This is a genomic window from Microbacterium sp. As-52 (genome assembly GCF_049949185.1).
In the GTDB taxonomy this organism is placed as follows: Bacteria; Actinomycetota; Actinomycetes; order Actinomycetales; family Microbacteriaceae; genus Microbacterium; species Microbacterium maritypicum_A.
This window is the reverse complement of record NZ_CP188171.1, coordinates 227,389-252,390: the sequence shown is the minus strand read 5'-3', so window position 1 is coordinate 252,390 and position 25,002 is coordinate 227,389. Positions and strand designations below refer to the sequence as shown.

The 25,002-nt window shown below is 65.4% G+C and carries 20 protein-coding genes; 10 read left to right on the top strand and 10 right to left on the bottom strand.

Annotated features, from left to right (window positions below; translation table 11 throughout):
* Positions 1 to 95 precede the first annotated feature (95 nt).
* On the top strand, positions 96 to 1,166 hold the full coding sequence (locus tag ACLFA2_RS01210) for an NAD(P)-binding domain-containing protein (protein ID WP_426621903.1): 1,071 nt from the start codon (positions 96 to 98) through the stop codon (positions 1,164 to 1,166).
* Here ACLFA2_RS01210 and ACLFA2_RS01205 read toward each other — a convergent pair.
* A complete protein-coding gene (locus tag ACLFA2_RS01205) occupies positions 1,153 to 2,175 on the bottom strand; it encodes a DUF2804 domain-containing protein (protein WP_426621902.1) in 1,023 nt (340 codons plus the stop codon). The genes ACLFA2_RS01210 and ACLFA2_RS01205 overlap by 14 nt on opposite strands.
* A gap of 138 nt (positions 2,176 to 2,313) precedes the next feature.
* Here ACLFA2_RS01205 and ACLFA2_RS01200 point away from each other — a divergent pair, with 138 nt between their 5' ends.
* Genes ACLFA2_RS01200 through ACLFA2_RS01185 form a run of 4 tightly spaced genes read left to right on the top strand, consistent with a single transcriptional unit; the run spans position 2,314 to position 5,543 of the window.
* Entirely contained in the window at positions 2,314 to 3,105 is a 792-nt protein-coding gene (locus ACLFA2_RS01200) for a hypothetical protein (RefSeq protein WP_167253939.1), read from the top strand.
* Entirely contained in the window at positions 3,102 to 3,629 is a 528-nt protein-coding gene (locus ACLFA2_RS01195; protein WP_021198544.1) for a hypothetical protein, read from the top strand. The genes ACLFA2_RS01200 and ACLFA2_RS01195 overlap by 4 nt, the downstream gene beginning before the upstream one ends.
* Positions 3,630 to 3,657: 28 nt before the next feature.
* Positions 3,658 to 4,314 carry an NAD(P)H-binding protein gene (locus tag ACLFA2_RS01190; RefSeq protein ID WP_021198545.1) on the top strand — a complete coding sequence of 219 codons (657 nt, stop codon included), beginning with the start codon at positions 3,658 to 3,660 and terminating at the stop codon, positions 4,312 to 4,314.
* Between the two features lie 20 nt (positions 4,315 to 4,334).
* Positions 4,335 to 5,543: a glycoside hydrolase family 3 N-terminal domain-containing protein gene (locus ACLFA2_RS01185; protein ID WP_426621901.1), complete on the top strand. Its 1,209-nt coding sequence runs from the start codon at positions 4,335 to 4,337 to the stop codon at positions 5,541 to 5,543.
* A gap of 3 nt (positions 5,544 to 5,546) precedes the next feature.
* On the opposite strand, the gene ACLFA2_RS01180 is transcribed toward ACLFA2_RS01185, so the two are convergent.
* Genes ACLFA2_RS01180 through ACLFA2_RS01170 form a run of 3 tightly spaced genes read right to left on the bottom strand, consistent with a single transcriptional unit; the run spans position 5,547 to position 8,113 of the window.
* A complete protein-coding gene (locus ACLFA2_RS01180; RefSeq protein ID WP_426621900.1) occupies positions 5,547 to 6,410 on the bottom strand; it encodes a 3-methyladenine DNA glycosylase in 864 nt (287 codons plus the stop codon).
* Between the two features lies 1 nt (position 6,411).
* On the bottom strand, positions 6,412 to 7,437 hold the full coding sequence (locus ACLFA2_RS01175) for an App1 family protein (RefSeq protein WP_029260199.1): 1,026 nt from the start codon (positions 7,435 to 7,437) through the stop codon (positions 6,412 to 6,414).
* Positions 7,438 to 7,441: 4 nt separating this feature from the next.
* Complete coding sequence (locus ACLFA2_RS01170; protein WP_029260200.1) at positions 7,442 to 8,113, bottom strand: DedA family protein; 672 nt, start codon at positions 8,111 to 8,113, stop codon at positions 7,442 to 7,444.
* Between the two features lie 41 nt (positions 8,114 to 8,154).
* Between ACLFA2_RS01170 and ACLFA2_RS01165 the strand changes: the two genes are divergently transcribed.
* From ACLFA2_RS01165 to ACLFA2_RS01150, 4 genes are all read left to right on the top strand, one after another.
* Positions 8,155 to 9,480: an anthranilate synthase component I family protein gene (locus tag ACLFA2_RS01165; protein ID WP_426621899.1), complete on the top strand. Its 1,326-nt coding sequence runs from the start codon at positions 8,155 to 8,157 to the stop codon at positions 9,478 to 9,480.
* 34 nt (positions 9,481 to 9,514) lie between these two features.
* Complete coding sequence (gene leuS / locus ACLFA2_RS01160) at positions 9,515 to 12,091, top strand: leucine--tRNA ligase (RefSeq protein ID WP_426622455.1); 2,577 nt, start codon at positions 9,515 to 9,517, stop codon at positions 12,089 to 12,091.
* Between the two features lie 112 nt (positions 12,092 to 12,203).
* The gene (locus ACLFA2_RS01155; protein ID WP_347125678.1) at positions 12,204 to 12,818 is read left to right on the top strand and encodes a ComEA family DNA-binding protein; all 615 of its coding nucleotides are present in this window, start codon (positions 12,204 to 12,206) and stop codon (positions 12,816 to 12,818) included.
* Positions 12,815 to 13,687, top strand: a complete 873-nt coding sequence (locus ACLFA2_RS01150) for a hypothetical protein (protein ID WP_426621898.1) — start codon at positions 12,815 to 12,817, stop codon at positions 13,685 to 13,687. Before ACLFA2_RS01155 ends, ACLFA2_RS01150 begins: the two co-directional genes overlap by 4 nt.
* On the opposite strand, the gene ACLFA2_RS01145 is transcribed toward ACLFA2_RS01150, so the two are convergent.
* A complete protein-coding gene (locus ACLFA2_RS01145) occupies positions 13,602 to 14,402 on the bottom strand; it encodes a hypothetical protein (protein ID WP_366236804.1) in 801 nt (266 codons plus the stop codon). The genes ACLFA2_RS01150 and ACLFA2_RS01145 overlap by 86 nt on opposite strands.
* 255 nt (positions 14,403 to 14,657) lie before the next feature.
* Positions 14,658 to 15,518: a GIY-YIG nuclease family protein gene (locus ACLFA2_RS01140; protein WP_366236927.1), complete on the bottom strand. Its 861-nt coding sequence runs from the start codon at positions 15,516 to 15,518 to the stop codon at positions 14,658 to 14,660.
* A gap of 233 nt (positions 15,519 to 15,751) precedes the next feature.
* On the opposite strand from ACLFA2_RS01140, the gene ACLFA2_RS01135 reads away from it, so the two are divergent.
* Positions 15,752 to 16,843, top strand: coding sequence for a hypothetical protein (locus tag ACLFA2_RS01135; RefSeq protein ID WP_366236803.1), 1,092 nt, complete (start codon positions 15,752 to 15,754; stop codon positions 16,841 to 16,843).
* A gap of 59 nt (positions 16,844 to 16,902) precedes the next feature.
* Here ACLFA2_RS01135 and ACLFA2_RS01130 read toward each other — a convergent pair whose 3' ends face one another.
* The 4 genes from ACLFA2_RS01130 to ACLFA2_RS01115 form a co-directional block, all read right to left on the bottom strand.
* Positions 16,903 to 17,391, bottom strand: a complete 489-nt coding sequence (locus ACLFA2_RS01130) for a hypothetical protein (RefSeq protein WP_426621897.1) — start codon at positions 17,389 to 17,391, stop codon at positions 16,903 to 16,905.
* Positions 17,392 to 17,464: 73 nt separating this feature from the next.
* Positions 17,465 to 18,736: a HEPN domain-containing protein gene (locus ACLFA2_RS01125; RefSeq protein ID WP_366236801.1), complete on the bottom strand. Its 1,272-nt coding sequence runs from the start codon at positions 18,734 to 18,736 to the stop codon at positions 17,465 to 17,467.
* A gap of 12 nt (positions 18,737 to 18,748) precedes the next feature.
* The gene (locus tag ACLFA2_RS01120) at positions 18,749 to 22,174 is read right to left on the bottom strand and encodes a DUF499 domain-containing protein (RefSeq protein ID WP_366236800.1); all 3,426 of its coding nucleotides are present in this window, start codon (positions 22,172 to 22,174) and stop codon (positions 18,749 to 18,751) included.
* Between the two features lie 3 nt (positions 22,175 to 22,177).
* Positions 22,178 to 24,973, bottom strand: coding sequence for a DUF1156 domain-containing protein (locus ACLFA2_RS01115; protein ID WP_366236799.1), 2,796 nt, complete (start codon positions 24,971 to 24,973; stop codon positions 22,178 to 22,180).
* Positions 24,974 to 25,002: the final 29 nt, after the last annotated feature.

Sequence of the window (25,002 nt, the reverse complement as noted above, 5' to 3'; positions counted from 1 at the left end):
CGACGCGAACACCAATCGGGGCGGGCATCCCGGGCGCGTCACAGTGGAGTGCGGAGGGGAGGAACAAGCGCGCGGCGCCGGGCGTTGAAACCGGCGTGAGCATCCTCGACAGTCTGGTGATCGGCGCAGGGCAGGCCGGCCTCTCGGCATCCTTCCACCTCTCGAGGCTGGGTATCTCGCATGTGGTTCTCGACGCCGACGGACAGCCCGGCGGCGCCTGGCAGCACCGGTGGAACGCGCTGACGATGCGCGATGTGCACGGCGTCGCCGAACTGCCCGGCGACACACCGCCGCCCCGCGACGGTGCACGCGCCAACGAGGCCGTGCCCGCATACTTCGCGCGATACGAGAAGACGCACGAACTCCCGGTGCTCCGCCCCGTGCACGTCGAGCGCGTCGAGGACCACGAGGGTCTTCTCGTCGTGCGGGCACGTGAGGGGGAGTGGACGACCCGCACCCTCGTGAATGCGACCGGCACCTGGACGCATCCGTTCCTCCCGCACTTCCCCGGCATGGAGACGTTCGTCGGTGAACAGCTGCACACCGTGGACTACCCGGGGCCCGAGCACTTCATCGGCAAGCGGGTGCTCGTCGTGGGCGGGGGAGCGTCGGCCGTGCAGTTTCTCGGAGCGCTGGCGCCGATCACCGACACCCTGTGGGTGACCCGGCGCGAACCGGTGTGGCGCCATGACGACTTCACGCCGGAAGCGGGAGCCGCAGCCGTCGCCCTCGTGGAGCAGCGCGTCGCGGCCGGTCTCCCTCCGGAGAGCGTGGTCAGCGTCACCGGACTCATGCTCCGCCCGCAGGAGCGGGAGGCCGAGCGTCTGGGTGCCTACGCCGACCGGCGCCCCCTGTTCGAACGGATCGAACCCGACGGCGTGCGCTGGGCAGACGGCAGCTTCGAGCAGGTCGACGTCATCCTGTGGGCCACCGGCTTCCGCCCTGCGATCAGTCACCTCGCCCCTCTGCACCTGCGCAGTGCGGCCGGGGGCATCCAGCTCGACCGGAACGGTCGAGGTACGACGGCGGTCGCAGACCCCCGCGTGCAGTTGGTCGGCTACGGGCCGTCGGCGAGCACGATCGGCGCCAATCGTGCTGGTCGCTCGGCGGCGAAGGGAGTGCAGCGCGCGCTGCAGTCTGCAGGCGTGCGCATCACCAGCGGTTGAGCACCTCCTCCGCGAATCCCTCGATGCCGTCGACGCGCACCCGCGTTCCGTTCTCGTCGCGCACCCAGCCGGTCCAGACACCGAACAGTTGATCGGTCCGGCTCGAGATCACCAGCGCGTTCGTGTGCGAGTGCTTGTCGTAGAACGGGGTGAACACGAGGTCGGCGCGCGTCCCGTGCACGTGCCACGGACGCATGAAATGTTCGGAGTCGTAATCCCACACGAGCTCTTCACTGATCTTCGACAGCCGACCGTCGACGAGCAGCGCGTTCTCCGTGGCACCCGAGCCGTCGGTCCACTTCGCACCGAGCTGCAGCCCGATGACGCGGCCGTCGACGACACCGCTGGCCGCAGCCCAGTTCCAGCGCACGCGATACGGCCAGCGCCCGCGACCGTGGTCCAGTACGGCCCAGCTTCCGGTCGGCACCTCGTGCGCCACTCCGTCCACGGTCACTGTTCCGGTGGCCGGGCGTGCCACATCTTTGACCGTGTACTGGAAATGGGGGATCTCGTCGCCGAGGCGCCACGGCACGACGACACCGAGCGACTCGTGTGCCTCCAGGCGACCAGCCAGCAGGTCGATCGAGACGCGGGGGGTGGAGGCGCGCAGGCGTGTTCCGTCGAAGGTCTCGTCGATGTCGACGGTGATCCGACGCGTGCGCGCGCGGGCGGGCCCCGCGCCGAGAGACGACGGGAGCGTCGCGCTGCGCCCTCCCGGCGAGATCACCGTCGTGTCGATGTCGTCACCGGTCGCGCGATCGAGCACCCACAACTCGTGCAGAGCCATGTAGTCGACGCACGAGACCGTGACGGCGACGATGTGCGACGGCGTCATCACGTTCCAGTACTCCCACCGCTTGTTGCGCCCCCAGTGGCCGCGGCCGGGGATACCCGAGGTGTCGTGAACCGGTGTGCGCGACCAGCCGAGAGCCTCCCGGTTCAGCATCCCGGTGGGCGTGGTGAGAGATACATGCGCGGTGATCTCGCGCTCGATCAGCGGTGTGGGCATCGTCGTCCTGCTGTCCGGAGGGACACCGTCTCGGGTCGGTGTCGTTGCCCTGAGTGTAGAGGACCGGGCGACGAACGGCGGGGGTCCTGTGGGAAAACCGTGTTCGGGTCGAGATCGGCTCCTGGCTACGCTGAGGGCATGCTCCGCATCCTGCTCTTCGTCGTCTGGCTGCTGCTGTCCGCCTGGCTCGTGGTCTGGGTCGGGGAGGGACTTTTCGGCGTCGATCAGAGACAGTCGAGCCTTCCGTTCTCGGGAGAGGACACACTGGGCGCTCCGATCATCATCGGTGTGGCGTGGGGTCTGCTGCTGACCTTCGGCGGGATCCTGTCGGGGCTCGGGCGCCGTAAGCGGGTGCGCGGAGAGACGCAGATCGGAGTGGGCACGATCGTCGAGGTCGCGCGCACCGGTCTCACCGTCAACGACGTGCCGCAGTACGACCTGTTCATCCGGGTGACACCGAGCACCGCAGAGGAGTTCATCGCGCAGCTGCGCATGCTGGTCGACGCCTCCGATCTCGCCGGCCTGCAGATCGGGCTCCCGGTACCCGTGCGGTACAGCCTCACGGACCAGGACACGGTGGAGCTCGCCGACCTGAACGACCCCGCGGTGCGGGACGCGATGCTGCAATGGCGGATCGAACGGGGGCTGATCGATCCGCGGCAGGTGCGGGCGCGCACGAGCGGCACCCCGGTGACGGCATCCGTGCTCGAGGTGCGACCGACGGGGCGGCGTCGTGAGGGGCAGAGCGAGCTCGCCCTGCGCGTGCTGATGGCGCCGGAGGGAGCGGCGACCTGGGAAGCGGACACCACGGTCTTCGTGTACCCGCAGGCCATTCCGCACCTGCAGGTCGGAGCCCCGGTCTGGGCGTTCTATCGGCGTGAGGACCCGCAGACCGTCGCCGTGACGATCGAGAAGGAGGAGGGGCGATGAACCCGATGGACACGCTCATATGGCTCGTGAACTTCCCGGCGTCGCACGGATACGCGATGGTGTTCATCGCCGGTTTCTCGATCCTCGGCCTGTTCGCGCTGTCGGCGCGGGGAGCGATGCCCGGCGGGGAGCTGCGGGCCATCCGCGAGCGGGAGGGGCTGCTGCGTGCGGATCAGCGTCCGCGAGGCCGCGTCGGGGGAGGAATCGTGCGCATCGGCGCGCGCATCCTCGCTTTCCTCATGCTCGCCTCCCTGGTGATCGGCATCCTCAGCCTCGCCGGCGTGCCCCTCACCCGTGCGTACATCTACGACAACGGTCGACCGACGGCGGCGACTCTGGATGGTGACTGGGTGACGTTCACGACGGCCGAAGGCGTCGAATACACGCTGGAGAGCAACTTCTTTACCCCCGCTGTGTACCCCGACCGCGACGCGTACATACCCGGCGGTCAGCTGATCGTCGTGCGCTACCTTTCGAGCCATCCACAGGCGTTCGTGATCGACAGCGACCAGACCCCGCGCTGAGTGCGGAGGGGGCGCGTAGGGTGAAGGCATGTCGCGAATCATCGTCTTCGGCGGCCACGGCCGCATCGCCCTCCTGCTCGCGCCGCTCCTCGTCGCACGGGGAGACGAGGTGACCGGGGTGATCCGCAACCCTGACCATTCCTCCGATGTCGAAGCCGGCGGTGCGAAAGCGCTCGTCGCCGACATCGAGAACATGGATGTCGAGGCGCTCGCCGAGATCATCCGCGGTCATGACGCCGTCGTCTGGTCGGCCGGCGCCGGTGGCGGATCGGCCGAACGCACCTACGCGGTCGACCGCGACGCCGCGCAGCGTTCCATGGACGCGGCAGAACGCGCGGGCGTCCGACGGTACGTGATGGTGTCATGGCTCGGGTCCACCGCTGATCACGGTGTGCCGGAAGGCGACTCCTTCTTCCCCTATGCAGACGCGAAGTGGGCCGCCGACGAGCACCTGCGTGGCACCGGTTTGGAGGGCACGATCCTCGCGCCGGGCACGCTCACCTTCGACGATCCCACCGGTCGGATCCAGCTCGATCCGGACGGTCGTGGAGCTGTCGCGCGTGCCGACGTCGCTGCCGTGATCGCTGCGTCCCTGCACGAACCGTGCACGGTCGGCCGGACCATCCGCTTCGGGAACGGCGACGCCGACTCGGCGGTGCCGATCGCCGAGGCGCTGTCCTGCTGAGACACGCCACTTCGCGCGACATGGAGAATCGGCGCCGGGGACGGACGGCGAGCGCACTCGCGCTCGCCGCGGTGATGGGGCTCTTCGTCTCGTCGGCCGCCTCAGCGTCGGCGGTGGGCGCACCCTCGACGTCGGGCATCCCCGAGTCCACGGTGTCGACCAGCGGATCTGAGCTGCTCACCGCACGTGCGAAGGCGCGGGTGCAGGAGATGTCCGTGGCGGAACAGGCAGCGACGGTGGTGATGGGGCACGTGGCAGGAACGGACCCGTCCGCCCTTCGGTCGTACATGGAGTCCGGACTGGGAGGATTCATCCTCATGGGGGCCAATATCCCCGCGACCGAAGCGGAGTTGCAGGCGCTCACGGCCGCGCTGACGGTCGATCCCGGTCTGCCACCGCTCATCGCCGTGGACCAGGAGGGCGGCTTCGTCTCCCGACTGCACGGTGACGGCTTCTCTGCCTCCCCCTCCCTGAAGGGGCTTCCGGTCGCCGAGACGTCCGCGGCGTTCACCGCGCGGGGCTCTCTGGTGGCGCGAGCGGGCATCACCGTGAACTTCGGAACGGTCGCCGACTACACGGACGATCCCGGCTCGTTCATCCACGGTCGCGCGCTCGGCACAGACCCTGCCGCGGCGGCGGAGCGCGTGGCGGCGGCAACCGTCGCGCAGGAGCAGTTCGTCGCCTCGACCCTCAAACACTTCCCCGGCCACGGCGCGGCTCCGGGTGACTCTCATCACGCGATCCCGAGCACCACGATGGGAATCGAGGAATGGCGCGCCACCGCGGCCGTGCCGTTCGCCGCCGGTATCGACGCCGGGGCCTCGCTGCTGATGTACGGGCATCTCGCCTACGCGGCGGTCGATCCGCTGCCGGCATCCCTCTCGCCGCGGTGGCATGAGATCGCGAGAGACGAGCTCGGCTTCACCGGGGTGGCGGTGACCGACGACCTCGGCATGCTGCTGTCTTCAGGAGATCCGGCCTATGCCGACCCGGTCACGAACGCGGTGGCGGCGATCGCTGCGGGGAACGACCTCGTGTTGATGGTCGCGGGGTCCGACGCGCAGACAGCCGGGTCGATGGTCGCCGGCATCGCAGCGGCGGTCGAAGCGGGGACGCTTCCGCCCGAGCGGCTCGAGGAGGCGGCGACACGCGTGGTCGCGCTCCGGATGCAGAGCGCCGCGGCGACCGCCCGCTGGTCGATCTGCGATGACTGCGAACCGGTGGGCTGACGCTCAGGCCGCATCGCGAGCTCCGTCGCCGAGCCAGGCGTTCAGCAGCGCCGCGCGCAGAGCGGTGCCCCGGTCGGCGAACCCTCGCTGCCGACGGACGTACTCGGCCTTGCCCTCGCTCGTCTCGATGCGGACCGGGGCCACGTCCCATGCCGAGAGGTCGTACGGCGCGGCCTCCATGTCGAGCAGGCGGATGTCGCGGGCGAGCTCGAACGAATCCAGGAGGAGTTCGCCGGGGATGAGGGGCCCGAGTTTCGTCGCCCACTTGTACAGGTCCATCCCCGCGTGCAGGCAACCGGGCTGCTCGAACAGGGGCTGGTCGTCGCGGCTCAACGACGTGCGGTTGCGGGGGACCGCTTCGGGGGTGAAGAAGCGGAATGCGTCGAAATGGGTGCAACGCAGCTCATGATTCTCGACGACGGCATCCGTGCCCGCCTGCCCGAGTCGCAACGGCACCGCGTGGCGATGCTCGTCCGCGCGGTAGACCATCGCCCATTCGTGCAGGCCGAAGCAGCCGAACTGTCCGGGGCGGGATGCGGTGCGGCGGAGCATGCGCTCGATGAGCGCGGCCAACTCCGTCTTCTCTGCGCCGAAAGCCGCCGCATCCGGAACAACGCTGCCGGGCGATCGCCCGGGGGAGTACCACCGCCAGTCGCGGCGTTCCGGCGCATCGGCGAGTTCGACACCGGCCCCCGGATGCCATCGACGCAGGTGCGCGGGCTTGTACGAGTAGTAGGTGAAGAGGAAGTCCCACACCGGATGCTTCTCCGCCCGCGTCGCCCGTTCGCGGTGCGCCGCGGTGAGGGCGTCGGCGCGTTCACGATGCGCCTCCTCGCGGAGGGTCCAGTCCGGGCGGGCGATGGTCATGTCAGTGCAGGATGCCGGCTTCGCCGAGCAGATCGCGAAGACCGGCGCCGTCCTCGGCGCTCACCCACGGAGCGGCATCTTCGGAGTGCGGTTCGTGACCGGCGCGTCCACCGGCGAGCACGGCCTCGGCGGGAAGCAGACGACGGATCGCGACGCCGGCGACGGAATCGGGGTACTCGTCCATGAACTGGCTGTAGATCGACTCGTCGTGCTGGCCGTCGTCTCCGATCAATAGCCATTTCACATCGGGGAACTCGGTCGCGAGGCGACGCAGGTTCGTGAGCTTGTGTTCACGCCCGCTGCGGAACCACCGTTCGTGAGTGGGACCCCAGTCGGTCAGGAGCATGGAGCCGGCGGGGAAGAGGTGGCGACCGAGGAAGCGCCACAGAGTGGGGGCGACATTCCACGCACCGGTGGAGAGGTACACCATGGGTGCACCCGGGTGCTGGCGGAGCAGCTGGTCGAGGAGGACGGCCATCCCCGGGACGGGAAGGCGTGCGTGCTCGTCGAGCACGAAGGAGTTCCAGAAGGCGATGAAGGGACGAGGCAGCGCCGTCACCATCACGGTGTCGTCGACATCCGACACCACGCCGAACGAGGTGCCCTCGGCCACGATGAATGCGCGAGCCTCCACCGGCGCCTGACCCTCGACGGAGAACGTGAACGTCTGCCAGCCGGGTTCCAGATCGACACGGATCATGGCATCGACCACGCCGCCGCGGTCGGCCGCGACCTGGTGGGTGGTCTCGCCGAAGTGCACGCTGACAGCGGCGAATCCAACCGGGATGCCGACGAAGCTGCGCCATCCGCGGACGCTGGCGGGTTCACCGTCTCGGGTGCGACGCTGCGGCGGGACGATCAGCACCCGGCCGACGACGCGGACCCAGCCCGGACCACCGTAACCGGGGAAGGGAAGGATCGTCGCGACACGGCCACGACGGCGCGCACGACCTTCACGCCAGACATGGAAGCGGTGTTCGAGTCGGGCGAACCAGTGGATCCGGGGGGCTGGGGGAGCCGATGCCATTGCCTCAGTCTTTCACGTCGGCGTCGGCCTCTGCCTCCGGGGACTCCAGGTGACGGGCTTCGATGCGCTGCAGCAGCTTCTTGCCCAGGAAAGCCAGAAGCAGGAACAGGGCGATCACGCCGACGAAGATGTACCCGGCGAAGTGCACGCGATCGACCAGCTCGCGGAAGCTGCCGGCGGCAAGCGACGTGACGCTCACATAGGCGGTGGCCCAGAGGACACAGGCGGGAGCCGTCCATGCCAGGAACTTGCGGTACGGGTACTCGCTCATCCCGACGGTGAGGGGAACCAGAGAATGCAGCACGGGGAGGAAGCGGGAGAGGAAGATCGCGATCCCCCCGCGGCGCTCGAGATAGTTCTCGGCACGCACCCAGTTGTGCTCGCCGATCCGCCGCCCCAACCAGGAGACGCGGATGTGCGGGCCCAGCCAGCGTCCCAGCCAGAACCCGATGCTCTCCCCGATCAGCGCCCCGATCACGACCGCGACACCCATCGCGATGCCCTCCAGGGGAGTGGCGACACCCATGGACGCGATGATCACGATCGTGTCGCCGGGAACGATGAGGCCGATCAGGATGCTCGTCTCCAGCATCACGGCGAGCCCGGCGATGAGCGTGCGGGCGACCGGATCGATCGACTGCACGGTGTCGAGGAGCCAGATCAGGAGGTCGTCCACCCCATGAGGATACGGGAGCCACCCGGTCCTAGGCTGGAAAGGTGCCCGAACAGCTGAGTGCTCGTCCGCTTCCCGACTGGGTGGAGCCGTCGTCGGTGTTCGGGGTGCTGGAAGCCGGGACCGCCGATGTGTTCTGGCTCGACGCCGGGGCTGACGCGATCACCGGATGGAGCTTCGTCGGGACGGGGGAGCGCTCGACGCTTCCGCGCGAGGTGCGCGTCGACGTCGTCGCTGCCGACCCTGAGCTGCCGCCGTTCACAGGGGGATGGGTGGGGTGGCTCGACTATGAGAGCGGCGCCGCCGCCGTCGGTGCACCGGTCGCGGGCCTGGAAGACGGCTCGGGCGGTTCCTGGCTGCGTGCCACCCGTGTCGTCGCCTTCGACCACGACAAGCAGCGCGTCTGGGTGCTCGGGATGGAGAGCGACGTCGAGGACTGGGCGGCAGACGTCCGGGCACTGGTGGGGGTCCCGGAATCCGCGCCCTTCTCGATGAGCGACCCCGATCGCCCGCCGCGTATCGCCGTCGCCCGACACGACCCCGGCGAGTACGCCGCACTCATCGAACGTTGCCGCGATCTCATCCGTGCGGGCATCGCCTACCAGCTGTGCCTCACCACGCGCTTCACCGTGGCGGGCGCCCACGACCCTGTCGAGGTCTATCGTCGGCTCCGCACCGCCACGCCCGCCCATCACGGCGGATTCCTGCGCATCGGCGATCGCACCCTGTTGAGTGCCAGTCCCGAGCAGTTCCTCCATGCCGCGGGCGGGGTCATCCGTACCCGTCCCATCAAAGGCACCAGGCCCCGAAGCATCGATCCCGTCGAAGATGCCGCGCTCGCCGCAGAACTGGCGACGGACCGCAAGGAGCGCGCGGAGAACGTCATGATCGTCGACCTGATGCGCAACGACCTCTCGCGGGTGTGCGAGCCCGGGAGCATACGTGTGGAGGGTCTCTGGGTGGTCGAGAGCTATCCCGCGGTGCACCAGCTGGTGAGTACCGTGAGTGGGCGGGCGGGCGAGGGGACCACGGTCGAGGCCCTGCTCGAGGCGGCCTTTCCCGCCGGCAGCATGACCGGGGCTCCGAAGCTCTCGGCGATGACCCGGCTGCACGAGCTGGAGGGCGGGCCTCGCGGCGTGTACGCCGGATGCTTCGGGTACATCGGTGACGACGGAACCCTGGATCTGGCGATGGTCATCCGCAGCATCGTGATCGAGGGGGAGCGGGCTGTGGTCGGCGCCGGCGGAGGGATCACCTGGGGGTCGATCGCGACCTCAGAGGTCGCCGAGGTCGCGACCAAGGCGAGGGCGCCGCTTGCTGCCCTCGGTGCCGGAATGCCCGTGCCCTGGCGTTCCGATATCCTGAACTGATCCCGCTTTTTCCACCAGATTGGTCGTGCGTTCGTTGTCTGAGAACCTGTCCACCGCTCCTGCCGACGACGAGACCCCGTCGGCGCACGCCATCCAGAACAAGTGGCAGAAGTACTGGGCGGACAACGGCACGTTCCTCACGGGCGGCGACGACGACACCCGCCCGCGCCGGTACGTGCTCGCGATGTTCCCGTACCCGTCCGGCGACCTGCACATGGGGCACGCCGAGAACTACCTCTACTCCGACATCGTGGCCCGTTTCTGGCGCCACCGCGGACACAACGTCCTGAACCCGATCGGCTGGGACTCCTTCGGGCTGCCCGCCGAGAACGCCGCGATCCGGCAGGGTGCCGACCCTCGGGACTGGACGTATCAGAACATCGCGCAGCAGAAGGTCGGCTTCGAACAGTACGGCGTCTCGTTCGACTGGAGCCGGGTCCTGCACACGTCCGACCCCGAGTACTACCACTGGAACCAGTGGCTGTTCCTGAAGCTGTACGAGCGGGGCCTGGCGTATCGCAAGAAGAGCCCGGTGAACTGGTGCCCGAACGACCAGACGGTGCTGGCGAACGAGCAGGTCGTCGACGGACGCTGCGATCGCTGTGGTGCGGAGGTCATCAAGAAGAAGCTCACGCAGTGGTACTTCCGGATCACCGACTACGCGGACCGTCTGCTCGACGATCTGAACCAGCTCGAGGGATTCTGGCCGCACAAGGTGCTGCAGATGCAGCGCAACTGGATCGGACGCTCCGTGGGCGCCGACGTCGACTTCCTGATCGAGGGGCGGGAGGAGCCGGTCACGGTGTTCTCGACGCGCCCTGACACGCTGCACGGCGCGACGTTCTTCGTGGTCGCACCCGATTCCGACCTGGCGTCCGAACTCGCTGCCGGTGCTTCCGATGACGTGCGTCAGCGCTTCCAGACGTACCTGGAGCAGGTGCAGAAGGAGACCGACATCGATCGGCAGTCCACGGACCGCCCGAAGACCGGTGTGTTCCTCGAGCGCTATGCGATCAACCCCGTGAACGGCCAGAAGCTGCCGGTGTGGGCGGCGGACTATGTGCTGGCCGACTACGGTCACGGTGCGGTCATGGCGGTTCCTGCGCACGACCAGCGCGACCTGGACTTCGCCCGTGCGTTCGACCTGCCCGTCAAGGTGGTCGTCGACACGACGGCTCCCGTCACGGGCGCGATGCCGGTGATCGAGGTCGACGACGAGGGCGTGCCGATCGACACGGGCGCCGCGCTCGAGGAGCAGAGCCCCGCCACCACGGGCGTTGCACTCACCGGCGAAGGGCGCATGATCAACTCCGGTGCACTCAACGGGCTCTCCAAGCGCAACGCCATCGCGCGTGCGATCGAGCAGTTGGAAGCGACCGGCACGGGTCGTGCCGCCAAGAACTACCGTCTGCGTGACTGGCTGATCTCGCGTCAGCGCTTCTGGGGCACGCCGATCCCGATGCTGCACGCCGAAGACGGCAGCATCATCCCGGTTCCCGAGGACAAGCTCCCCGTGAAGCTGCCGAGCGTCGAAGGACTCGACCTCAAGCCCAAGGGCACCTCGCCGCTGGGCGGTGCCGAGAGCTGGGTGCGCACGACCGACCCGCAGACGGGCGACCCCGTGCTGCGCGACCCCGACACGATGGACACGTTCGTCGACAGCTCGTGGTATTTCCTGCGTTTCCTCTCGCCGAACAGCGACACGGTGGCTTTCGATCCGGCGCAGGCGGCGCGCTGGGCACCGGTGGACTCGTACATCGGTGGTGTCGAGCACGCGATCCTGCACCTGCTGTACGCGCGCTTCATCACGAAGGTCCTGTTCGACATGGGGCTGATCGACTTCACCGAGCCGTTCTCGAACCTCATCAACCAGGGCATGGTGCTGCTCGACGGGCAGAAGATGTCCAAGAGCAAGGGCAACCTGGTGCTCTTCCAGGAGGAGCTCGACGCCCACGGCGCCGACGCCCTGCGTGTGGGGCTGGCGTTCGCCGGTCCCGTGGAAGACGACAAGGACTGGGCCGACGTCTCGACGACCGGCGCCCAGAAGTTCCTGGCGCGCGCGATGCGCATCGCCGGTGAGGTGTCGAGCCCGGTCGACGTGGTGTTCGACGGCGGTGACTCCGCGCTGCGACGCGCGACGCACAAGCTGCTCGCCGAAGCGCCCGCTCTGGTCGAGCAGACGAAGTTCAACGTGCTGGTCGCGCGCCTGATGGAGCTCGTGAACGTCACCCGCAAGACGATCGACGGTGCCGCCGGCGCGGCTGACCCCGCCGTCCGCGAAGCCGCGGAGACGATCGCCGTGATGCTCGACCTCATCGCTCCGCACACGGCGGAGGAGATGTGGGAGATCCTCGGACACGAGCCTTCCGTCGGCCTGGTGACGTGGCGGTCCGCCGACCCGGCACTGCTGATCGAGGACACGATCACCGCCGTCGTGCAGGTGGGCGGCAAGGTGCGCGCCCAGCTCGAGGTCTCGGCGCGTATCGGCGAGTCGGAGCTCGAGGCTCTGGCCCGCGCCGACGAGCGCGTGATCCGGTCGATCGGCGACCGCGAGATCGTGAAGGTCGTCGTGCGTGCTCCGAAGATCGTGAGCTTCGTCGTCAAGGGCTGATCGACGTACGGGCTGATCGCCTGTCCTCCACGGAAGTCTCCTTTCACGGGGTTGTCCCCGGCAGGGGCGAATGCCGCCCGGCCGGAGGATCGACCGCGCCTAGCGTGGCCGGATGGAATCTCCGCAGGTACCCCTCCCACCTCGGCGTCGACTGCGTCTGAGCATCGGAGCGGCAGTGGTGCTGGCTCTCGTCGTGCTGTCGGCTGCCGTGGGCCTCGGGATCATGCGGGGGCAGGCCGCGCCTGTCGAATCGGTGCCGCTCGAGGACATGAGTACGGGAGCAGGCGCAGGCCCCGAAGCGACCGATGACCTTTACGTGCACGTTCTCGGCGCTGTCGAGAAGCCCGGACTCTATGTGCTCGATCGTGACGCACGGCTCGTCGATGCGCTGGCGGCTGCAGGGGGAACGACCGTCGAGGCCGACCTGGCCGCGGTCAACCTCGCTCGAATGCTCGAAGACGGAGAGCAGGTCGTCGTGCCGATAGCCGGAGCCATGGCGGGTGGGCCCGGCGAAGTCGCACCGCCACCGGACGATGACCGGATCGACCTCAACACCGCGGATCAGGCGGCGTTGGAGACGCTCCCGCGTATCGGTCCGGCACTCGCGGAGCGGATCATCTCCTGGCGGGAGGAGAACGGCCGGTTCTCCTCGGTGGATGACCTCCTGGCGGTTCCCGGCATCGGGGAGAAGCTGGTCGCGGGCCTGCGCGACGGGGTCAGGGTGTGAGGGGACGAGACCTCCGGCTCGTGCCGCTCGCGCTGGCGGTGTGGTGCGTCGCGCTGCTGTGTGTGCTGTTCCCTGCGGTCGCGTGGGGGTGCGCCGCCGCGTGCGGGCTCGGGGCGGTAGGCGTACTGGCATCGGTCGTGCACCGTCGAAACCGCCAGGGGAAGTCCGGAGCACGCGGGGGCCTCGTCGTCGTCGTGCTGGCCGCGATGGCGGCTGCAGCGGTATCGGTCGGGTTCGCCGTCCCCGAGCGGGAAGCGGCGAAGGGGTGGGACGCTCGCGTGGTCGATATCACGGCCGAGGTGACGTCCTCCGCATCGATCGGACGCGATGGGCGGGTGTGGTTCGAGGCGGTGACATCGACGCTCGGGCCGCCGGGCCGTGCGGTGGCGTCCGCCGCCCCGGTGCGCCTGGGGGTCGTCCCGGCCGAGGGCTTCGACCTCGGCGCGACGGTTCGGGTCGTGGGCGAGTCATCGGCGACGGATGCCGTGGAGCGCTCAGCGTTGGTCGTCTTCGCGAGCGACGCCGAGGTCATCTCGCCCGCGCCTGGTGTCTTCGGTGCGGCGGCGACGATCAAGAGCGTGTTCGTCGAACGGTCTCTACGCCTGCCGGAACCGGGCAACGGACTGCTTCCCGGACTCGCGGTCGGCGACACGCGCGCCGTCACCGCCGAGCTGAACGACGACATGCGCACCAGCGGGCTCAGTCACCTCACTGCGGTCAGCGGGGACACTGTACACAAAAGGGGTGGGTCATTCATGCGTTCAGACCGACTGAATGCTCGCCTCACGACGGTGCCGAGCGGGGAGCGAAACGTTCGTAGAAGAGGTCGAGAGCTCCTTCGAGGATCCTGGACACCAGGGCCGCCGTGAGGGCGAGATCATCAACGTTCGCTCGTGTGACACGAGAATGAGCAATCGAGGGATCATCAATCATGCGATGCTCGGTGGCAGCGATAGTTCCATGAACGAGTTCACTGAGTTGCTTCCACAGACGTGTGATGCCACCTTCAACCCCGTCATGAAGAGGGTGACGTTCAGCCGCCGCGATGAAATCGCTGGCTCTCAGCACCCGTGGTGAGGGTAGGCGGTGCAGAACGTCCGCGAAGTACTGATCCAGATCCTTCAGGTACGACTTGGCGTTCAACGCCGCGGCTCTCATCTCGTCCGCGCTGGGGCGCGCGTAGTCCTCTCTGAGTGATGCGGTGATACGGCGTTTCGTTCGCGATGGTGCGTCTCTGGCGAGCAACCACGCTCGTACAAGACGGTCATCGCTAACGCTTGGCTCCAGAAGCCAGATCACTCGGATGGCGTTGTCTAGCATCGATCGAAGAAGGACATAGTCGGAGGGTACGTGGAATAGTTGCTCATGCCAGAGACGGTGGAGCACATCAGCCGAGTCGAAGGCATAGTTGAGCATCGCGGCCGCTTGTGGAAGTGTGCTGACGCGGTTATGAGCGCGACTCAAGTCCTCGTCGAGATCGGCTCCCGCAGGAGGAAGCCCTGCCTCGATCACCGCCCGAAAGCTGTCGCGGGCACGGATCCAGTAGTCAGCCGCTTCGACCAACTTGCTAGCAGCGTCGCTCATGCTTGAATCCTGGCAGTGGTCAGCGCATGACGCTACATTCGACAGATCGTGGTGCACCGCAGAGCACTTGGCTGCGTCTTCACCAGCTGACTGGCGCAACTGTGACGACACGCACCGCCGGCCCGAACGCCTGAGAGACATGGCTGCGCGGGCCGCGGCACCTACAGACGAGAGCAACACAGAACACGTTGCTGGCGTCGAACGGCGCTAAAAAGCGGTCGGCGTAGTCGGTGTTCCGACTGGCCTCCGATTCCGTCAGTTGAGATTCATCCCATGCCGGCGGCTGTCGAGCGCCAGTTTCCAGAACGACTCCCGCTGCAGGATCGTCTCAGCCTTTGTCTTCGGGTCAAAGATCTCCAGGATCGAGTATTGGAAGTTCTCGACGATGTGAGTGTCGCCGAGCTCGTCGCGCATTCGGTTGAGCTCCTTGTTGCCACCGGTCAGGTTCTTCAGATGGGCGTAGCCCGACCAGCGTTGCCACAGACCGTTCGCTTCCCCAGAGGCCGAGCCGACATATTGGCGACCATCGCTGAGGTCGGTGATGACGTAGACGCCCTTGACACTGGAGAGAGCGTCTTTCCAGCTCGGCTCATCGTTCGAGATGATCCGCTGCATCTCCGTATGCCTGAGTCGGACGTTCTGGTATCCAGGGAAGGTGCCCAGTTTTGTGTCGGGGGCGAGCTCGTAAACCTCCGGATTCAGCTTGCTGTCCTGTATGCGGTCGTAGCGGCGGAGGTAGAGGTCTCTCCCCACCGGCTGCTCCAGCCTGATGATGAGGCGCTTGATGTACTCGGAGAACTCATCGAGCAGCTCAAGGTCATAGCCTTTGCCGCCAATGACCTCCGGCACGCTCGGCGTCACACGGAAGAAGCCGCCAAAGATGAAGTACTGAGGTCCATAAGGGTAGTACTGGGCGAAAGCGAGTACGTACTCGGCATCGCCCATGTTGTTGTTCTGGTGCGCCTCTCGATGGCGGGTCATATCGAGCCACTCTTCGGGGTCCTCCGCGAGCAGAAGGTCCCAGGCGGCGGCACCGCCGACGCCCGCACGGATGTTGAGCTTGATCTTGGTAAGACTCGGCTCCGGTACTCGCATGAAGTCCGTGAATCGGATCATTTCCACCCCTCAAATGATTGGGTCGTAGCTGTCAACGGGGAGGGCCCCTCGTCGACGACCTTCTGCAGGACGGTGAGCGGTCGAACCGAAGGGCGTGCGGGAACTACACTACGGTTACTCGCTATCGATGGTTCGCATCCGCTCGAGTATGTCAACGGGAGCTTTAGGAAGCTCAATAGCAACTCGATGCGTGGCGTAGGGTGACTCCTTGTCGTTCACTATAGGTTTGGCTCATGCCCAGCCTGGTTCCTCTCGCTCAGATCTTCGCTGTTCGTTCAGCAACCCGCACCGAGGCCGATGTGCAGCAGAATCTCGGCGCGTTCCTCACGCTCGCTCCGCTTGGCTTGGCCGACAACCAAGTGTCGAAGGTGGAGGTCCCGACGGGCGATGGCACGCGGCGGCGTATCGACGTCGAGTACGGCCGACTCATCGTCGAAGTAAAGAAAGACCTCACGGTCGCAAATGCGGTGGCCAAGGCTGAACCACAACTCCAGGGCTATCTGAAGGTCAAGCGCGACGCGACCGGCGATGAGTACGCCGGCATCGTCACAGACGGCGTTGAGTGGTTGCTCTACACGCTCGCCGGCGACGAGCTTAAACAGGTTCAGGCGTTCAAGATGAAGCGCGCGGATGCTGACAGCGTCGAGCGACTGACCAACTGGCTGGACGGAATCCTGCTCACGGGGCCGAAGCTCAGGCCGACGCCTGACCGCATTGAGGAGCGGCTTGGGGCGAACTCGCCGCGGTTCCGTCTTGACCGAGCACGCCTTGAGGCGCTGTACAACGACCGCGGCAACGATGCTGAGACGACGCTGAAGCGTGAACTCTGGGCCCGGTTGCTCCGCACGGCGCTCGGCACGAACTTCGAGGATGACGCTGCACTATTCCTCGACCACACGCTCCTAGTCATCGAAGCCGAGATCATCGCGCATCTCGTCGTCGGTATCGACCCCTCGACGCTCGAATCTGATGCAGTGCTCGCGGGAGCAGCTTTCAAATCTGCCGGCATCATCGGCGTTGTCGAAGCCGACTTCTTCGACTGGCCCGCGAAGGTCGATGGCGGGCCCGCAATTATCGCCGACCTGGTGCGTGAGCTCGGACAGTTCACATGGAAGGACGTCGAGCACGACGTACTCAAGCACCTGTACGAGGCGATCATCTCACCCGAGACGCGCAAGGGGCTCGGCGAGTACTACACGGCCGACTGGCTCGCTAAGGCGATTGTCGACGAGCGAGTCACGGACCCGCTGAATCAACGGGTGATGGACCCCGCGTTTATGTGCAAGTCGGGTGTCTCACGAGACGTTCAGGCAACGGCGGCTTGACTTGCCGACGCACGTCGTTTTGCGGTCCACTGAGTCGATGCGCCCGCACTTCTTTTGAACTATTTGCGGGCTTGGAATGCAGGCTGCCGAAGATGGTTCGCGATCGCTGACTCCACAGTTTCGCCAGGTGACTCACGGTGCACGATGCGGTGCCACCGGGAGGGGTGCGCAGGCCGCCCACCAAATGTCCACACAGGAATGTCCCTGGTGGCGAGCTCATCCTCGACCCATTTGACCTGCTGCAGGTAGTTCTTCCGCTGCCGTCCCGTAGGTGGGCTGACGCCGTACCCAAGGAGCACGGCGGCCGCGTCGTCGAGGTCGAGCGCATCCAGGATGCCTGCACGGCCCTGCTCCCAGATTGACTCGTCGTCGAGTACAGGGAAGGCGTTCGTGTTCGGCAAAGTTGCGGGATACAGATTCGCCACTGTCGTCGACTCACATCCGAGGAAGTCGCGGGCAGTCTCCACGCGGCGCAACGTACGCGTGCCGTCGCCGAGCGGTGCGCTGTGCAGAATCGCGACGAGCCTTGTGGGTGGGGGAATCACCACTGATGCACCTCTGGAAGGGCGACGAACGAGCGAGCACTTCGACCGGTCGCCAGGAAGAGCGCAGTGGCTTCGTTCACAAGAACACGTCGCCTTCTCTGTGTTGGTTCGCGTACCTGTTGCCGAGCCGCTCAGCTGAACGATCAAGTACTGACGTCGGTACTTGGAGGTGCGCAAGCAGGACGAGCGAGAGCACAATCCAGTTCGCGTCGCGCACGCTGCGCAGTAGCGGACTGTTCTTCCAGATGGGGCTCGCGCCAGCATGCGCGATCTTGTTACGCGCGTTCATGAACTGTCTAATCCACTCCACCCTTGAAACCCTGCCTGCGAGCCAGACGTCATCTGGAACCGTAGTCAGAACCTGCTCGACCTTGGAACGGAAGGTAGTTCTTCCGAGGTCTCCCTTGAGTTGCCCCACAGCTTCACGTTGTTTCGGGGATAGCTCGCTCAACGAGTCCAAGGCCGTGATGATTGGCAGCGCTTCTTCGGGCGACAAACGCGGCGCGTCGTACTGCTGCATCTGCGTCGAAACCGCCTCGATTGCAGCTGAGCTGAGAATGACGTCCGCATCGACATATCCCGGCTGATACCGCAATCCCGAGACGATCTGCAGCACAGGGAGCCAACTGTCGTACGCAAGCCACCAACGATCGATGGCCCGCTGAGTCCACGCCGCGCCCAACCGCATAGTGAATTCCACCGGGCGTTGGCGCCCCTTGCCGAACGGTGCATACTTGTCCCGCCCGAAGATCGTTACTTTCGCTCCGCCGTGCTCCTCCGCGACCATCGTCAATCGCCCACACGGCTTGTCTGCGCCAAATGTGAGCATCGCCTGAAAGATCTCGAGGTGCTTCTCGAACTGCTCCAGCGGTGCCGGAGCCGACGACACCAGTGTGATCATGCCGTGGCGGCTATCGAGTACGGCATCCACGGCAGGGGCCTCGCCTACCGCTGTGAAGCGGAGCGGGACCGAGGGGTCTCGGGCCTCGCCATCCTCGAAGCGGAAAGCACACGCGTCGGCTAGGTGTTCATATTTTGCCGTAACCCTGACATACCGGGCGTCGATCTCAGATGTCTCCCCAACCCAGATCTCATCGACTCTCATGCCTAGATCGCGGTCAACTCCAACGACATGGCCTCGGATGAACGCCGCCGAGTCATCGAGACTCGCAGATAGGGTGCGCTGCCCGGGCTGACCTGACGCGCCCGAGAAGCTCCCCGGTGACTTCAATATCCACCGGCCACCTCGTTCGAGAACTTCAGCGGTGCCGTCACGCGCACCCTCGCTCGTCGAGCGGAACTCGAAGGTCGAGGAAGGCCACTCGTAGGTCGTCGAGAACAGTGCCATCGGATCTGGGGCTCAGCTTTCGAACGTGGAGTCTTTGAACTTCAGCGTCGAAGCATTCTCGGAGATGACGCGACGCTCGGACTCGTCGAAGCCTGCCGGCTTGCGGGCCTGAATATCGATCGTGATCTCCAGCTCGGCGCCGGTGCCTGCGAGTCGGTCGATGACCTCACGGGTCACGTTGCCGATGTCACGCGAGTAGCGGTCAGCACTCACCGTCACCGAACCGAAGTAGCGAACCAGCAGAGCTTCGAGCGCGGATTCGACGCCCGAGCTACCAGCAGGGTGGTCCCGGTCGGGGAACGTGAAATCAACCGGACCGATACCAGCGCCATCACTGCTCGGAGATGCTGATGACGACTGCGACCTGGCGGCACTATCGGTCGAGGCCTGAGCAGTGGCCGCGTCGCGCTGGCGCTGCTGCTCCCGATCGGCTGCAATCTGAGCCTCGGCTTTCGACGACTCCACCAGCAGGGTCGCATCAGTAACCTGGATAGTCAGCCCCGACTTGGGCGGCAGAACGAGATCCAGATACCGACCCGTTGACTCCTCCTTGCCACGGGCGATCGCAAATCGTTCGCTATCGACCAAGACAGTGTCGACCGCGCTGACAATCGCACGGTCGAGCACCTCACGGTTTACCAGACGCAACATGTAGGGGTACCGCGTGAAGTAGCCCCACACTTCGCCGACGGTGACCTCACCCTTGCCACGCCACAGCTCACCCAGCTGGTCCTGCAGCGTCTCGCCAAGGATCGCTGCGCCGAGTTCGGTGATCATAAGGTCGTCGCGGCTGAGTTTCGCACTGACCTTCTGAGCGAGCGAGCTGCCGGACTTGTCGGGCACCTTGTCGACACCGAGGCTGAACGCCTTCGTCGCGTCGAACTGCTCTGGGTACATGGCCCAGGTGTAGGTGTCGCGGATGCGGTCGGTCACCGTCTGGTTGAACCGTGCCACCTGATCATCGGTCTGCTTGCGTTGCTGCACGGAGAGGTTCAGCGACTCGCCAGTTGCCTGAACCTTCCTCCAGCCGAGGTAAGTCCGCGTGGCGCCTTCGAGCAGCTCCAGTTCGTTCTTGTCGGCCACGAGGAACACGAGCGTATTGCGGTGGATGCGCTGGCTTGCACCCTTCTGTTCAATCGCAGCCTGCACCCACTGGTGCGCCGCCGCGTCGTCACCGCTGTTCTTCAGTCGCGAGTGACGCGGGTGCACGATCACCATCCTGGTGTTCTCTAGATCGGGGATGTCAGCGCTCGACTCAGGTGCGACATGCACACGGTCGAACTCGCCCCGGGCCCGCTGCTCGCCGTCGAGGCGCTTCACGATCTCGTTCCATACCGTCTCGACGTCTTCGCGCAGCCGCTCCGCATAGTCGCTGGCGGTCTTCGTGACGGAGGGCTGAGTGTCGAACCAGTAGTGTCCCTGCTCCTCGTAGAAGTAGGTCGACTTCTGCCCAAGTAGATCGATCGCGCTGCCGAAGTTGCCGAGCGTGTCGCCGGGTGTGCCTGTGCCAAGCCACACGTACTGCTTGTCGAGACCCTTCCGGCTTGACTTGCTGCGAGGCGCCGCACCCATGAAGATCGTCCGCGCAATGCGCTGAGTGACGTGGCGTTCCTGCAGCGTCGGACGGCTCTTGTCGATCGCGGCCGCCGTGGACCCAGCCCCGTCGATGTCAGAGTCGATGATTGGCTTCCACTGATCTTCGAGGTACTGGGTCAAGTCGGTGTTGACCGTGCTCGCATCGAGCGGCACATTGCCGGGCATGATCAGCGGTGCCGCATCTTCGGAGACCCAGAGCTCGTGCACAATTGACGACACCAGCTTCAGCACGCCGCGCGTGCGCTGGAACCGCTCCAGCGTCGACCAATCCTCGTACAGCCGATCGAGCAGCTCCGGATGCAGGGGGTACGACGACTTGATCCTGTCCTCATACTCCAGCCCAGGAACCGTCGCATCGCGCGGGAAGAGATCCAGGTTGTTCCGGTACATCGTGACGAAGCTGCGCGCCGTCGTCGCGATCGCAGTCAAGCCCGCAGCGTCGGGCGCCTGGAACAGGCGGCGACGCACGATCTCGAAAGACTCGTCCTTGCTCGACGGACGCCACTGATCGGCAACGCGCCGGATCACGTTCTGCAACCGCTCCAGCGCGAGTTGACCGTTTGCACCACCGATCTCGATGTCAGCAGAGCCGGTGTCGGATGCCGGGATCGACACCACCAGCATGATTCCAGGTACCGACTTCACAATCTCGGTCAGCGACTGGGCGAACGTGAACTGCGTCTCGAAGGAGCCAGCCGGAAGTTCTCTGTCGGTGACCAGCTGACGAGCATAGGCCACCCACTCATCGATCAGGATCAGGGCAGGACCGTATGTCTGGAAGAGAGCTCGAAGCGCGTCACCCGGGTTAGTGCCGGCGGCATCGTCCGCCGCGATCTGATTGAAGGCGTCGCGCCCGCCGAGCTGCCATGCCAACTCACCCCATAGGGTGCGAACCTCCGTACCGTCGTCCTTGACGATGGGCGATCCCGCCTTCAGGTATGTGCCGACGAGTGCGATGCGCTTGACCGGCAGCGATTCCAGGTTCGCGCTCCCCGTCGACGCGATGAGCTTCTGTAGCTCATCGGGGAAACGGTGCGCGGGCGTTCCGCTGAACAGGTGGTACAGCGCGAGCATCGAGTGGGTCTTGCCGCCACCGAAGTTGGTCTGCAGGTTGACGACGGGGCTGGCGTCGGTCGAGCCGTTCATCCGTCGAAGCGCACGTGACAGCAGGTCACGCAGGCCCTCGGTCAAATAGGTGCGGGTGAAGAACTCGATCGGGTCGCTGTACTCGGTGCCGACGGCCTGGCCAGTGTGGACGAAATGGAGGTCGGCAGCGAACTCGGATGCGGTGAACTCGCCGCGCGCGACATCGTCATGCGGACGGATCACTTCACGCCAGGGTCGCAGCCCCTGACTCTGGTCTGATGCGGTGACCGACGCGACCCGCTTGACCTGCTTGCGTGTCTGGTCTTCGTACACGGTCCGCTGCAGGTCCTGCCGAAGCCCGTGCACATCCTTCGCGGAGTCGACAGCCCCAACTGCCTGGAGCAGGCGCTCCATCGTGTCGAGGGCGCGCGCCGTGTCGTCAGAGCTGACCGGCTTGCCGTGCATGACGTCGTTGCGGAAGTCCTTTAACTCCGACCCGTACCCCTGCTGAGCACGGGAAAGAACCTCTTTGAAGTCGTAGCCCTTCTCGGTGATCGCTCGCAGCTGCACCTGAACGTCGGTCTTGTCCATCTGCTGAGCCGGACGACTGCGCCTGGTCGCATCTTCAAGAGACCACTTCGTGTTCCAGTCGGCGGTGCCGAAGGTGGCGGTCATGACCTCGTCGACCGTGTCGTACAACCCCTCGGCGAGGAGCCCGAACGCCTTGAAGAGTCGTTCCTGGTTGTTCATCGCCATCGATCAGCCCTCCACATCATCGAAGTCAAACGTCAGCTGACGGTCCTGCTGCGGTGCAATAGTCTCGAGCTTGCGGGCCTGCTCGTTCAGATCGCCCCACGCGCTGACGAGACCATTGAAAAGCCCCGCATCCTTCGAGTCCTTTTTCTTCTCCGCCTCGTGGAAGAGCAAGAAACCGAGTTCCTTGATCGCGTCGAGGTTGATCCGCGACTGCACTGCTGGAATCAACTCAGCAACTTTGTCCGCGCCATCCTTCGCCATGACAGCTGCAAGCCGGACGGTCGCCTCCCAGACGCTCACATGATCATCCCTGGCGATGTCCCAAGTGCCCTCAAGCGCCGACGGTGCGAGCAGTCGAGCCTTGCCACCCTTGGCCTCGAAGATTCCGCCTCGCTCCAGCGCGCCGATTGACGTGTCAGACGAGCGGGCCAGCTGATCTGCGATGCCGGAGTTCTCCTGGGCCCAGCCATACTGGCGATACCACTTGATGGCAAAGCGCGTGTCGCCGTCGAAGTCCGACTCCTGATCACCGATGACCTCATCGAGAGTCGCGTTGACGAGCATCAGAGCGTCTTTGACGCTCATGTCGGACCCATCGGCCTCGCGAACGCGCGAATAGCGTGAGAAGACAGCGATACCGGGGCCGATCGCGGCCTGCGCTAGGTCCACAGGTGCGACGGCGCCTTGCATCAACTTGCGGAGAGCTTCGGGAAGTTCCGATTTCAGGGCTGCTACGAAGGCGCGTCGCGTAGTCGTCGATGCGTCTTCGGGCCGTGGACGGCAAGCGAGCACGATCGACGAGGCGAGGGCGTTCGTACCACTCGCGATCATGCGGTTGCCCAATTCGCTACGCATCGGCCATGTTGCCGTGATCTCCCACCCTGCTTCGATCAGCCCGTCGAGGAGCGTGTGCCACCCGGTGGAGGCGGTTCCGGAGTCACGGGTATCTTGCTGCTTATAGGCGTAGTAAACGGTCAGAGGGACGGAGAGGTTTGCGGTCTCCCGGATCCGCCCAAAGACCGAGTTGAAACCATCCACGAAGAACTTCTCCGCACCAGCCTTGCCGTCGTGTCGATACGGATTCGCGACGAGTTCCTCTGCCTTCGGAGTCAACATTGTTCCGACGGTCCTAGTCTGAACGTCTCGTAGCGATCGGCGAAGCCAAACATAGAAGAAGTCCGACAGCTCGGAGTATCCGATGTTGTCGTAATACGGGGGATCGGTGGAAATGACCAAGTCCGCGTAGCTGCGGGTTGCTGCGTCTGCCTGCGACGCGTCCCCGGCCGCATCAGCGCCCGGGTGCTTGTCCAGAACCTTCGCCACAAAATCGAAAGTGTCTAAGAGCGACCCACTGGAACGTGCGAAGGGGTTGGCTTCGGCGTAGTCCCATGCCATGGCGAGAGCTTGCCGGGAAAAGACACCCCGTACCTGCTCCTTCGTGATGCTGTTATCCCAGGTAGTAACGCACGTGTGCCTGTCGTTGATGCGGTCGATGGCCAGCGCGAGGTAAGTAGCTATGGCATCGGCATACGCGTCCGCGCCGAGGCCTCCGTGTTCGAGTCGCTCACTCTGCCCGCGTCCGGCGGTGATCGAATCTGCCAGCGCCTTTTCGCGAGCTTCGGTGACAAGGTCACTCAACGTGGTCAACATTGCTAGCTGGCGGTGTGTGAAGAGATCCGCCCATGTTGTAAGCCCGTAGTTGGGAGTCTTGAAGTCCCTTGGATTCTTCGGGAGGTCACCCTCAGGCACGTCGTCGGGGCGCTCAACGTTAGCTACGTTGACGTGCGAAGGAGTTGGCGACACATAGACACGACCTCGTTTGGCTTCGCCTGCGATGGCGATGAGGTGCACGCCAATCCTGCCCGCGCGCCCCTCCTCTCGAATGTAATTGAGAGACATTGGCGTTCCGTCACTGATTGCGATGGCGCCTTGGCGACCGACAGTGCCATCGTCGTCGCCCTTCGGGCCGTCAGCATTGTGACGGACTTCGTACTTGATCCCGCCATCCACCACCTCCGCATGGACCCAGGCTTCCTTGCCCTTCTTCTTGCTCAACCACCAGGACCGCACAAGAGGAACTGCGATGGGATTCGCTGGGTTGGGACTCTTTACGGTGCGGGCCCAGATCCATGCGATGACTGAATGTTCCGTTCCGCCCTCAGCCGTGACCTTCGGATACAAATGGCCGATACGCTTTTCGGCCTCCTCGCGCATCCACTTGCCGTAGAGACGCACGTCCTCGGCAAGGCCCTCGGCACGTCGCCATTGTGTGCGTGTGCCTGCCGCACCGGGGAAGACCGGTGCTTGACCGGAGAACTTTGGCGGGATTTCGATGAGCGCTTTGTTGATCAGCACCGCGAGCGGGTTCAGATCACTAGCGTGGGCTTCCAGTCCAAGGCGCTGAGCTTCGAGCGGGATCGCGCCACCACCTGCGAAGGGATCAAGCACGGCGGGGAGCTCGCCATCGTTCGACTTCCGGATTTCGTTACGGGCCTGTTCAAGGAGCTGTTCGTCGTTACTGTTCTCCCAGACGACCAGCTTCTCCAGCAACTCATGCAAACGCGCGCGTTCGGCATCCTGAGCTTCGACAGTCGGGAACTCTTCGGGACGCGATGCCGGGTCGTCGACGAGCTGCGCGAACAGAACAGCGCGTGCCGCGGCGAGAGGCCGTCGCGCCCAGTACAGGTGCAGCGTCGATGGGTGGCCGTGCCGGATCGATTTTTCCCGAGACGCTTCTGCGTTGATGGCCTCAAGTGGCAGGGATGTCTCGATGAGCTTCTTCTTGAACGGGGCAGTCATGTATCGCGTCTTTCGGGCGTTGTGCGGGT